Here is a 12,142-nt window from a genome sequence, read left to right as displayed (position 1 = left end):
TAAACGAAGATTGTGAATAATGTTATTATTCTATACCCGTTGAAAATATCCTTGAGAAAATATCTATCCCACTAAAAAAATACCGCCCCTTGAATAGGCGCGGCATCGATCATTTCAAACATGTAAGAATCGCTAATCCCGACGGTTTTACCTTCAGACGATGTGGCACCTTCTGAACTGCCAACGGAGCCATAGACACCAGGTTTCCGCAACAATCATAAATCTCTACTACTCTGTTAGGTAACTCTCTGTCTACATCCAAAACCAGCTCTTGGTGTAGTGTCCCGTTCATAATGAATAGCTTTTTATTGCCTGGCTCAACCACTTTCACGTATGGGCTACCAAAGACTGCCATGACTACTTTCGATGAATTTCGCGCTTGAACATTCGGATAAAGTAACTCGGGAGCTTCTGCACGTAACTCTCCAAATAAAAGCACGTCTCTGTTTTCTCTCCAAAACTTCAACCAGAACTTTGTCATTTCGATATGCTCCGGCGGTAATTTCTCGAAGCGCATCGATAACTGTGGAACCGCAAACAAAACATTAATGAGCTGTAGGGCCGCATTTTCAACCGTATCTTCCGGGCTCCACATCAACATATCTGAGTGAACAGCTGTGTTACCGGAGAACAACCGCAAATCGATCGTCCCCACCCGATTGGTAACGGCATCATTCGGACAATCGGCAACCCGAAATATGTTTCCAAACCTTCTCATAAAGGGACCGATATACTTTTGACGAAATTCAATCATGACATCAGCTTTCCTGGCGTGTAACCGCGCGAAGATTCCTTCAAGCAAGCATTCAACCGCTTCCTGAACGGAGTCAAAATCTCTTCTCCCATCTTTTTCGAGGGCTTTGTCATTCGCTTTGTTCAAATCAAACTCATCTATAAAATCCAGCTTGAAGCCATCGACGCCCCATTCATTCAGAGCAGTTTCATAAGTGGAAATCAAGTATTCCCGGACTTCCGGATATCTTGGGTCCAAAACACCTGCTTGCAGATGCTCTCGATAACCCAGCAGCTTATCTTTATAGGTATCCCACGCTTTCGAATGCAAACCGATAAAAGGCATGCTATACCACAAGATGTATTTCATTCCCATAGCCTGAACTTTTTGCACATGTGCTTTCATGTTGCCGATCTTTTGATGTGCGACCTCCCAATCCCCGCAATAGGCATATCCTCTTTGGTTATCGGTTGTTTGCCATCCGTCATCCACGATTACGGTGTCGCATCCGATCTCTTTTGCCATTCTGCACTGTTGTTCGATCTCTTTATCTACGAGCTCTTGATGAAAAGAATACCATGTAGAATACATCGGGAATGTTGCCGCTTTGGGTATCATACATGGCCGATAGGCATCCATGCTCTCGTACCAATAGGATATGGCCTGAATCGCTTGTTCAAAAGGAATGTCTCTTTGATCAATACGAATGGTTCCCTCATACCTTTTCATCGGTTTGGAAGGCTCTGAAAAAAGCGTGATTTGACAGCGAATCGTTCCGTCCTCTTCACGGATGCCCATGTGAAAGTTGACAGTCTCGATTGCATTGGAATAAGCAATAGCGAGGCGATTACGTCCATCTGAACTGAGAAAGCAACCAACAGGCGCAACAACCGTACCTTTGGAGGAAAAGCCTTTACTCCAATCGACTCCGAGACTTTTGTTGCGAAAACTGCCAGGATGCCAGTATGCTTGTATATTGACCGCGGGGTAATGCCATGCGAGTTGAACCTGCGGAAACGAAATTTCCTCATCTGATTCGATTACGACATGTACATAGGAGATGTCACCGTCAGTACATTCGTTTTGCAATTTGACCCGAAGCACAGAGTCATGATATGCCTCTATATGATGAACCATCTTCCTCCTCCTTTTTATGATTGATTTACTTGAATCCGGTAGTAGATGCTCCGTCCATGATGTATCGTTGAGCTAGGAAAAACACAAAGATGGGAGGAACGCAGATCAAGAGAGTCGTTGCCATGACGGATATGACATCCACATCGAACATCCCTTTAAACTGCATCAGGCCGAGCGTCAACGTATATTTGCTTTGATCGTTCAAGAAGATCAATGGGCCGAGGTAATCATTCCAGGAATTGATCATCTGATACACGCCTCCCACTACAAGCACTGGAGACATCAACGGAAGTATGATCTTCAAGTAGATTTGCAGGGAGTTGGCGCCATCTATTCGTGCGGCATCTTCCAGTTCTTTTGGGATTGTCAACAGGTATTGCCTGAATAAAAAGATAAAAAAAGGACTTCCAAACCACGTCGGGACAATCAAAGGCAGCAATGTATCAATCCAACCGAGCGCATTAAATTCAATGTACTGAGGAATGGCTGTCACATCCCAGGGGATCATCATAGATGCCAAAAGAATCATGAATAACGTATCTCTCCCCTTGAAGTCAAATCTGGCAAACCCATAAGCAACAAGTGATGAAGCGAGTAATTGTCCGATCACGCCTAGCCCTGTCACGATCACGGAATTGAGCAAAAAAGTCGTAAACGGCAGCTTGTTCCACGCCTCCAGAAAATTGCTGAAATGAAATTCGGAAGGGAACCATACGGGTGGATAAACAAACGCTTCTTGAGGTGACTTGACAGCCGTCAAAAACATCCAGATAAATGGAGTAAGAAATAAAAAGCTGAAAAAAAATAGTACGGAGTGAATCATCCATTTATAAATACGATTGGGTTGAATCATCGTACCTCCCCCTACGTTCGGTTTATTTCTTCCCTTTCCTTTCATTTTCGTTATACACCCAGGTTTTCGATGTTTTGAACAATACAAAAGTCAGTGACAAAATGATCAGGAACATAAACCAGGCATTTGCCGCTGAGTACCCCATCTTAAAATAACGGAATGCGTTCTCATAGACGTACATGGCGTAAAAATAAGTCGACCGCAACGGCCCGCCTTTGGTGATGACCAAAGCAAACGTAAGTTGCTGAAATGCACTGATGACCGCTGTGATTAGATTAAACAACATAGTTGGGCTGAGCATGGGCAGAGTGATGGAGAAGAATTTGGAAAAGACGCCAGCACCGTCTATCTCTGCTGCTTCATACAATTCTTTGGGGATGTTTTTCAGTCCAGATAGAAAAACCAGCATCATGACACCTTGCCCCCATAATCCCGCAAAAACAATGGCAAAGAGTGACCACTCCGGATCGCTTAACCAACGCGGACCTTCAATGCCGAGCCATGACAGAATATAATTCAGAAGGCCGTATTCTCCGTCATAGACCCAGGCCCAGATAAGCGACAGCGAAACTCCTGCAATAACTGTCGGAAGATAAAAGATCGTTCGATACCAGGAGGATCCTCCGACATTCTGATGTAATAGAAGGGCCAACAGCAACGATATCAAAATATTTAACGGAACCAGAATCGCAGCAAACTTGAAGGTAACCCCTAAGGACTCCCAAAAAATCGGATCATTCGTAAACATCTGCACGTAATTGTCAAAACCAATAAACTGGGGAGTACCGACTATTGGATAGTCAAAGAAACTGATGGCGAACGAAAACAAAAGAGGTCCCAGTGTAAAGGCTACAAATCCAATGATCCATGGGGAGATAAACAGGTAGGGTGTGAGATTCCCACGCCTTTTTTTTTGTGAAACAGCCATTTTCTCGATTCGTTCCCTCTTCTCTCTCGTCTGAATATTGGTCGAAATCATCTTGCAGGATCGCCCCTTTGTTACTTCGTTTCAACGAACTGATTCGAAATTTTCACCGCTTTATCCAAGGCGTGGTCTGCCTGGTCTTTTCCGAGTAAAACAGATGAAATGGCATAATCCAGATTTTTATCGATTTCGTTCCATTTTGCATGGAGAAGGAAAGCCGGTACCTCATCGCCTTTCTCTAACATGGAATAAAAGGGTTTGCGCAATGGGTCTTCTGCGACTTTTGTTTCCTTGGCGACACTTTTTAGCGCTGGCATGTCGCCCTTCCGTATTTTGGCTCCCTCTGTAGAGACAAAAAATTTGACGAACTCCCACGCGAGCTCAAGTTGCTTGGTATCCTTTGCTATGGATACTCCCGCCGAATGAATCACGCCTTTTACCGGCTTTCCAGGAAAGGCGGGTAATTCCACCGTACCAAAATCGAGTCCCGCTTCCTTAAATCCCTCCAATGGCCAAATGCCGTTTTCGATCATAGCGATTTTGCCTGACTTAAAGCTCTCTGTGTATCTATCGCTCTCCACTACGATGGCACTTCCGTCTTTAATCAGATCGCTAAATAGAGAGATCGCTTCTTTTGTTTCTTGGCTGTTCATGAACCCTTCCAGTTTCTTCCCATCCGGACTGATGAAATTTCCACCATTGCTCCAGACGAACTCTTGGAAGGCATAAGAATTGTCTTTTTGCTTCAAGACAAACCCGTATTGCTTTTTAGCTGGATTGGACAGCTGTTTAGCTGCCGAACGAAAATCATCCCATGTCCACCCTTCTGTTGGATAAGGAAGGCCTGCTTCATCGAAAAGTTTTTTATTGTAGTAAATGACACGGGTTACAAAGCCAACGGGTAATCCGTACGAGCTCCCTTCAAACTTGTGGTAGTTAAAGATGTTTTCATAGAAGTCCTCCGTGATGGACTTGGCAGCCGTATCCTTTGCGAGTAAATCATCCATGGGCAAAAGAGACTGATAATAGGTAGGATAATTCCACATATACATCACATCCGGCGGGTTTTTCGTACCAAAGGAGGCGGCAATTTTATCGTCATATCCTTCCGCATAGGATTCCACTTGGACTTTGACATGGGGGTTTTTCTGTTCAAACAGCTTCGCAATTTCTTGTTCATACTTCAAGCTCTCCCCAGTGTCCCAGGTAGCGAATCGAAGCGTAACCTGATTCGACGAGGGTGAAGCCATTTCATTGCTGCAAGCGGATACAAAAATTGAGGAAAGTAATAGAACGCAAACGATGGTCGATACGAATTTCTTCATGTAGTCTCCTCCTCGGGATAAAAAATTGTTGCGTTTAATATGTAGTGAATTTTCTGATAAAATATGTTACTTTAATCTTAAATCCCGCTTAAACGGCTATCAATCGTAATAAAGTGTGATCGGAGGGTAATATATTGCTGTATTTGATCAGTAAGAAAAACAACTATGGAAGCTACGGCTTTCGTTTTCAGGATGATTCTCGAAATGAAACAGCCAATATTTGGTCCATTGGATGGCAAAGGCAAACTTCCGCCAATTACGATTGGGATGGCTTAAATCGAAGCGATGTCGGGACATATGTCTTCCAATACACCATCTCCGGGAGCGGACGACTGGATATCGGGGAAAAGTCATACCCATTACGGGCAGGAAAAACCTTTCTGGTGGAAGTACCTAGCTGTCATCGATATTATTTTTCCGGAGAAAGTGATCACTGGGAATTTGTTTACATCACGCTTGTTGGCAGCCAAGCTACTGAATGCTGGGAGTACATACAAGCGAACGGGGGGCCTGTCTTATCGATTCCACCAGAAGCGAAGCTCGTCCAGCTTTTGCTCAAGATTTACCAGGAAGTTTGTGAAAAACGCGTGACTGATCTTTACTGTTCTTCAGCAAAAGCATATGAGTTCGTCATGGAGTGTTATCGATTTATGAAAAATATAGATAATCCTAGCAAGCAGGTACCGGATCGGATTTCGGAAGCCGTTTGTTTTATCCAAGCTCATTACAAGGAAACCATATCGCTGGGAGACATCGCAAACGCGGCAGGATTATCTAGATACTACCTCATCAATCTATTTCGCGAATATTTGAATACGACTCCCCTTCAATACATCACCAAGCTTCGGATTGAAAAAGCAATGGATTTGCTTACCCAAACGAACCTCTCCGTCAATGACATTGCACTGGCGATCGGATACGCAAATGCCAACTATTTCAACAAAGTGTTCAAAAAGCTCATTGGGACATCCCCCGGTCAATTTCGAGAATGCAAAAACAGCTTGCCGACCACCCATATTCTGATCGAGTAAGTGAACAGGAAGAAACCCGACAAAAAAGCTGTCGGGTTGTTATTTGCCTTGTTATGAAAATTGCGGGAGCCACTCCCCGTGGGCTTCAATTAAATCATCGCATAAAGACACAATGTCATCGATGGATAATTCTGAAGCGGTATGAGGATCGAGCAGTGCTGCATGATAAATGTGCTCCTTTTTCCTTGTAATAGCTGCTTCAATTGTCAAAAGCTGCGTATTGATGTTCGTGCGATTGAGAGCGGCCAACTGCTCAGGAAGTTCCCCAACATACGTAGGGGTAACACCGTTTCCATCTACCAGGCAAGGTACTTCTACACAAGCCTTTTCCGGTAGATTGCTGATGAGTCTTCCAGTATTCAAAACATTACCACCAATCGTAAATGGCTTGTTCGTTTCCATTGCTTCGATGATGTATGATGCATATTCTAGGGTGCGAGCGTGACTGATTTGCTTGTTGTTCACCAAGTCTTCTCGCATGGCTGTCCATTTGTTTATTTGTTCTACACAGCGTCTCGGATATTCGTCCAACGGAATATGAAAGCGTTCGATCAGCTCTGGATATCTGCCTTTTATAAAGTATGGGTGGTACTCCGCATTATGTTCGGAGGATTCTGTCACATAGTAACCAAAGCGAAGCATGAGCTCAAAGCGAACCATGTCATCGTGTCTGGCCTTCTGTTTTTCCGCTGCACGCCGTTTTATCTCCGGATACAGGTCTACCCCATCTCTCGTGATCTCTAGCAACCATGCCATATGGTTGATCCCCGCAATTTTATACTGAAGATTGTCTGTTTCCATTCCTAGTGACTTTAGTAAATAAGGTGCGCATACTTGGACACTATGGCAAAGCCCCACTGCTTTAATCCCGCCAAAACGAAGCAATGTACCCGTCAATGCAGCCATGGGATTCGTATAGTTGAGAAACCAGGCATTCGGGCAAACTTCCTCCATATCACGTGCAAAATCAAGTAATACTGGTATTGTTCTCAAATTTCTGAAAATACCACCAATACCCACGGTGTCTGCAATCGTTTGTTGTAGACCATAACGTTTGGGGATTTCGAAGTCGGTAATGGTACAAGGGTCATAACCACCGATCTGTACGGCGTTTATCACGTATTTCGCTCCGCGCAATGCTTCCTTTCGGTCGGTATAGGCTTTGACCGTCACCTCTCTACCTGTACTTTCCTTTAAATTGTTCAACATACTCTCAGAGTCTTTTAGCCTTTGGGGATCAATATCGTATAGGGCAAACTCAGAGCCTTCTAACGCAGAAACATGCATGCAGTCTCCTAATACATTCTTGGCAAAAACAGTACTTCCCGCTCCTAAAAAAGTGATTTTTGGCATGACTACCCCCCTAACGGATTTGCAATGCAAGATATTTGGATTCATGAAATGGTATGATTTGTACATTCTTAGCGTAATGGAGCGAAAAGTCACCAGCAAGGGTAAAAAAACCGTAGCCAACGGTAAAAAATTGCTGTATACATGCCAGTTCCAGACCAGGGAATGAGAAGCGTGCTCTCCATACCTTCCCCAATTTTTTTGAGTCGCTGCCTCAAAGTGAATACAGGTCGGATTATGTAAGACAAGCTTAACTCCAAACAGAAAAACCACCTGACCATTTCTGGAGGTGGTTTCTGTGATGTCTAGCACCATTTCTATTAGCTCGATTCTTATTGAGGGCTTTGCTCAGAAGCCATGGCACTGGCTTTCGTTTCATGAACGGTCCCAAATGGATGCTGAGGTGGCGCATAGATGGAATATACTTTAAGGGGTGTATTCCCCGTATTGATAACATTGTGCCATGTGCCCGCAGGGACCATGATGGCATCGTTATCATTGACTCTTCGTTCAAAATCTAAATGATCTTGGCGATCGCCCATCCGAACAAGCCCTTGACCTTCTTCCACTCGGATGAATTGATCTGTATTCGGATGATTTTCTAAACCAATGTCGTCTCCAACGTTTATGCTCATTAGTGTTACCTGCAAGTGCTTCCCTGTCCATAATGCCGTACGGAATGTGTTGTTTTGCTTTGTGGCTTGCTCAATATTCACGACAAAAGGCTTTGGTCCATAATCTCTCAATTCGATGGTATTCTGATAACGATTCCAGTATCGATTCCCATTCGCATGGCTCCAGCTGTAATAATCAGGACTCCATCCATAGTGAAAATGGCTGTTATTCCAGCCGGCAAGCACGGGATAATACCATTGATAGTGATGGTAATAGTTGTTGTACATCTCGATCTCCTCTCCAGTGTAAAGGATTTACCCTTTAGCCTATGTGGCTACCTGATGACAGGTAACTATTCTGAAGAGCAATTTCAGCTGGTTCTTCACAACGATCACATTCTTCCTTGCCAATACTGTCGTTATGCTTGGTTGCCTGTCAGCCTTTCACGAGTATCAATTTCCACGCCGGATAATCGTTTGGTAAAAGTCGCACGCCAATTTGAGGACAGCTCCTCTACTTCCAATAGCTTTTTCATACCATCGATATTGTCTTTTTCTTGATGCATGATTCGGTTTGCATACGAGACCGTTATCGCTTTTGGATGACAAGAAAGTCTTATTAATCCATCCGTATGAGATACAAGCCCTTCTTTTAGCACGCGAAAATAATAACCAGTATAGCCGGTCTCTTGTACCTTAACCAACATTTCAGGTACACCGTAACGGACAGACAATTTGTAACAGGGCTGTCTCGGTTGACTAATCTGCACGACCGCTTCCCCTAGCTGAAAGGTATCACCGATACAAACATCCGTTTCTACTAATCCCCGGATCGTCAGATTTTCTCCGAATGCACCGATTGGAAGCTCCCTCTGCAATTGGGCTTCCCAAAATGGGTAATGCTCATAGGGATAGACGCATACAGCCTTTTCCTTCCCTCCATGGTGGACAAGATCTGCTTGCCCATCTCCCTCCAAGTTCAAAAAGGATAAATAAAGAGCTTTTGTGGTCGGGGTTTTGTAAATGCCGGTAGAGACCTCTTTGTTTTGGTACTGTACCTGTTTGGGTTTCCCTACATTTATCGATAGGATTTCGATATTCACAAGCGATCACCTCATGCTTTCTTGGAAGTGCGCATGGCACACGACATTCATATCATTTCATAATGGTTTATCTTATAATAATAGGAAAATCCTATTGTTCGTTCATAAATCGCCGGGGGGATGGTCTTTTTGGAGCTCAAGCAATTAGAATACTTTATGGCACTGTGCCAGGAGTTAAATTTTACTCGTGCAGCTGAGAAATTGGGCATTGCGCAGCCTACACTCAGTCAGCAAATCCGTCTGCTTGAGCATGAAATCGGCATGCCTTTGTTTGATCGCATCGGCAAACGAACGGTTATGACGGAAGCAGGCAAAACATTGCTTCACCATAGCTATCAGGTGTTTCATGAGCTGTCACAGGCACGGGCAGCGATTAGCGAGCTGCAAGGCTTAAGCAGAGGCGCATTAAAGATTGGCGTACTGCTGACGGTTGTCAATTACTTGCTCCCGCCTACTGTTATCGAGTTTCACCAGCGTTATCCGAAGGTAGAATTGTCTGTTTTCGGGTTGAGAACTGGTGATATTTATGAAGGACTTTTGAGAAACGAACTCGATCTGGGGGTTGTTTTTTTACCGATGGAGCATGACGATCTGGAAACCATTCCGCTCTATACAGAAAATCTGGCTATTGGCGTACCTGTGGGTCATCCGCTCGCGAAGGAACCGTTTGTTTCCCTTGCGATTTTGAAAGAAACCCCCTCCATTTTATTGCCCAACACGTACTTTTTGCGTCAGTTGATTGACGAAAGATGTAAGGAGCTGGGCTTCTCGCCACAGCCTGTTTTGGAGATGACCACAATGGAATCGATTACGAATATGGTCGGGCAAGGTGTCGGTGTCACGGTTCTTTCGAAAGGCTACCTCGACTATATCGATGATAAACGGATTCGCACGATTCCAATCCAACAGCCAAATATTACGGCGCAAATCGGTATCGTTTACCGGAAAAACAAGTATTTATGTGCGGCAAGCCGAGTTTTTATGGAGCAGTTAATTGCCACGGTAAAACGCGATGATGTTCGCTGATGCGGGAGTCAAGATCAGTTTATGACGTGGCGAATCATTGTTCAATAGTATCGTTGTTATCATTACGATAGGGAATGCCTATCATTATTTAGTCATCAATTACTTTTGAATAAAACTTTTGAACGCTTCAACAAATTCTGTATACACGTCTTTTTCAAAGGTTAATGGCGGAACATGGATCGGTTTTGACATGTCCACCCCATATCCGAAGGTTTTCCAAATGATGTAATTCTCCCCCTCCTCTACATTCGTGGCGACAACTGTACAAGAGAAATCCATGTCATCCGAACAAACTAAAATAGGAAGAGCTACATTTATAAAAGAAAGCAATTCAAGGACTTTTTGCTGATCCCGATTATTAAAAAGCCCGATAGGTGGAACCAATAAATCAAAAGAACGACTCTGCGTATTTTGATTCAAATAGTCATTCAAAGTGATGTCATTGATTGTAATGACATATTGGGGATGCTGAAAACCCTTCATCTGATCTTGGCGTATTCCGATTTTGCTATGTATGTATTTATGGGACTTTCCCACTTTGAGCACCTCCGTCAAGAATGACTCTTTGTATTGACTCCCTTTCATTTTACAGGTTCATAAACCAGAACACTATGAGAAACGAAGGCTCTGGAATGCACGCCCACAGAGCCCCATCGTTCATCATTCGTGTCATCCAACCATTCCCTCTTTTTTCAACAAAACATGAACAATCACGCCTCTTTCCGCGGAAGGAGCAATGGAGATGCTTCCCTCGTGATCTGCGACAATTGCTTGGGCGATGGCCAGACCGATCCCGCTTCCTCCCCTTTTTCGCGTACGGGATTTGTCTACGCGATAAAATCGCTTAAATAGATGGGGAATCTCCTTTGCCTGAATACCGATACCCGTATCCTCTACCACAATGTGCACGGCCTCTTCATCCCCATATGCTCGTACCCTCACTTGTCCTTCATCTGTGTATTTCCGTGCATTGTCCAAAAGGATGTCCAATAACTGTCGAATCCGCTCTCGATCCATGAAAAGGACAAGAGCTTCTTCCCATTCAAACAGCAGCTTAATTTGTGGAGGGAAAATGGGTACCCATGCTTGCTTTACTTCCAGTAACAGAGGAGTTAATGGCTGCACGACCTTCGTTGAGCTTACTTGTGAGGCATGCTGCAGTTTGGCTAGCGACAACAGGTCATCGATGAGTTTGAAAAGTCGTTTACACTCCTGCTCCACAGCAGCGAGTGCTTCGTCCCTTACTTCTGGTTTGTGCTGCCCCCATCTTTGCAGAAGACTTACATACCCTTCAATAATCGAGAGCGGTGTTCGCAATTCGTGAGAGGCATCTGTGACGAATCGCTGCTGATAGACCATTGCTTCTTCCATACGATCTAACAACAGATTAAAGGCATGGATTAGCTCGTAGATTTCAGTCTCTACGTGATGATGGTGAATTCGCTGGGAGAGACGTTGAGGGAAAATGGAATGGATTTGCTGGATAAGATGATCGAGAGGCTTCAATCCCCAGTTACTCAACCAGTAGCCTCCAATCGCCGAAAGAAGCAACGTAAAAAAGGACGAGAGAAAAAGAATCGTGAGCAAGATAGAAAAATACCATTCAAGCGCCTCTGTCGTAGTAGAAATTTGCACAAACAAAAGCTCGGATGTAAACGGCAGCTGTACAGGCTCTTTCGCGACCAAGGTCCTTTCATAATAGTCTTCCGGGTCTTTTCTCCAATTGGCTCCCTGTATCGAAGCGATTTCCTTGCCGTTTTGATCGCTGATGGTAATGGATTGATTGACGTCAGCGTAATTGGTTAACAGACGCGTCAGGTAGGGAATCTTCAACGATGCTTCTTCGGTGATTTCTGTTTTCAAATCGGCTGCGATGGCCGTCGCTTTCTGATTGAGTAATTTTTGCTCATGTTGATGGACGAGATTAGAGGTGCTGAAAAAAATAAAAATAGACAAAAAGAGAAGCAAAACCAGCATGCCAGAGCTAAAAAACAGTGTCAGTCTCCATTTGAGTGAGTATCTGCGAGGTGTAAGCACTGCGTTCT

At 44.1% G+C, this 12,142-nt stretch carries 11 protein-coding genes; 2 read left to right on the top strand and 9 right to left on the bottom strand.

The genetic code is table 11. The annotated features are described in order from the left end of the window. Positions 1-109: 109 nt before the first annotated feature. Genes BBR47_RS14295 through BBR47_RS14280 form a run of 4 tightly spaced genes read right to left on the bottom strand, consistent with a single transcriptional unit; the run spans position 110 to position 4,973 of the window. On the bottom strand, positions 110-1,870 hold the full coding sequence (locus tag BBR47_RS14295) for a glycoside hydrolase family 36 protein (RefSeq protein ID WP_015891113.1): 1,761 nt from the start codon (positions 1,868-1,870) through the stop codon (positions 110-112). A gap of 25 nt (positions 1,871-1,895) precedes the next feature. Next, a complete protein-coding gene (locus tag BBR47_RS14290) occupies positions 1,896-2,723 on the bottom strand; it encodes a carbohydrate ABC transporter permease (protein WP_015891112.1) in 828 nt (275 codons plus the stop codon). A gap of 22 nt (positions 2,724-2,745) precedes the next feature. Then, a complete protein-coding gene (locus BBR47_RS14285; RefSeq protein WP_015891111.1) occupies positions 2,746-3,702 on the bottom strand; it encodes a carbohydrate ABC transporter permease in 957 nt (318 codons plus the stop codon). Positions 3,703-3,722: 20 nt separating this feature from the next. Continuing rightward, the gene (locus BBR47_RS14280) at positions 3,723-4,973 is read right to left on the bottom strand and encodes an ABC transporter substrate-binding protein (RefSeq protein WP_015891110.1); all 1,251 of its coding nucleotides are present in this window, start codon (positions 4,971-4,973) and stop codon (positions 3,723-3,725) included. 134 nt (positions 4,974-5,107) lie between these two features. Between BBR47_RS14280 and BBR47_RS14275 the strand changes: the two genes are divergently transcribed. Then, the gene (locus BBR47_RS14275; RefSeq protein ID WP_015891109.1) at positions 5,108-6,004 is read left to right on the top strand and encodes an AraC family transcriptional regulator; all 897 of its coding nucleotides are present in this window, start codon (positions 5,108-5,110) and stop codon (positions 6,002-6,004) included. A gap of 51 nt (positions 6,005-6,055) precedes the next feature. On the opposite strand, the gene BBR47_RS14270 is transcribed toward BBR47_RS14275, so the two are convergent. The 3 genes from BBR47_RS14270 to BBR47_RS14260 all read right to left on the bottom strand — a co-directional run bounded on the left by BBR47_RS14270 (position 6,056) and on the right by BBR47_RS14260 (position 9,071). Beyond that, positions 6,056-7,357: an alpha-glucosidase/alpha-galactosidase gene (locus tag BBR47_RS14270; RefSeq protein WP_015891108.1), complete on the bottom strand. Its 1,302-nt coding sequence runs from the start codon at positions 7,355-7,357 to the stop codon at positions 6,056-6,058. A 329-nt stretch (positions 7,358-7,686) separates the two neighbouring features. After that, positions 7,687-8,256: a cupin domain-containing protein gene (locus tag BBR47_RS14265; protein WP_015891107.1), complete on the bottom strand. Its 570-nt coding sequence runs from the start codon at positions 8,254-8,256 to the stop codon at positions 7,687-7,689. Positions 8,257-8,387: 131 nt separating this feature from the next. Then, positions 8,388-9,071, bottom strand: coding sequence for an MOSC domain-containing protein (locus BBR47_RS14260; RefSeq protein ID WP_015891106.1), 684 nt, complete (start codon positions 9,069-9,071; stop codon positions 8,388-8,390). A 129-nt stretch (positions 9,072-9,200) separates the two neighbouring features. On the opposite strand from BBR47_RS14260, the gene BBR47_RS14255 reads away from it, so the two are divergent. Beyond that, entirely contained in the window at positions 9,201-10,097 is an 897-nt protein-coding gene (locus BBR47_RS14255; protein ID WP_041749422.1) for a LysR family transcriptional regulator, read from the top strand. Positions 10,098-10,196: 99 nt separating this feature from the next. On the opposite strand, the gene BBR47_RS14250 is transcribed toward BBR47_RS14255, so the two are convergent. Beyond that, the gene (locus BBR47_RS14250) at positions 10,197-10,634 is read right to left on the bottom strand and encodes a hypothetical protein (RefSeq protein WP_015891104.1); all 438 of its coding nucleotides are present in this window, start codon (positions 10,632-10,634) and stop codon (positions 10,197-10,199) included. A gap of 132 nt (positions 10,635-10,766) precedes the next feature. Next, entirely contained in the window at positions 10,767-12,134 is a 1,368-nt protein-coding gene (locus tag BBR47_RS14245; protein ID WP_015891103.1) for a sensor histidine kinase, read from the bottom strand. Between the last annotated feature and the right edge of the window lie 8 nt (positions 12,135-12,142).

Source organism: Brevibacillus brevis NBRC 100599, from assembly GCF_000010165.1.
Taxonomy (GTDB): domain Bacteria; phylum Bacillota; class Bacilli; order Brevibacillales; family Brevibacillaceae; genus Brevibacillus; species Brevibacillus brevis_D.
This window is presented reverse-complemented; position numbering and strand designations above follow the sequence as displayed.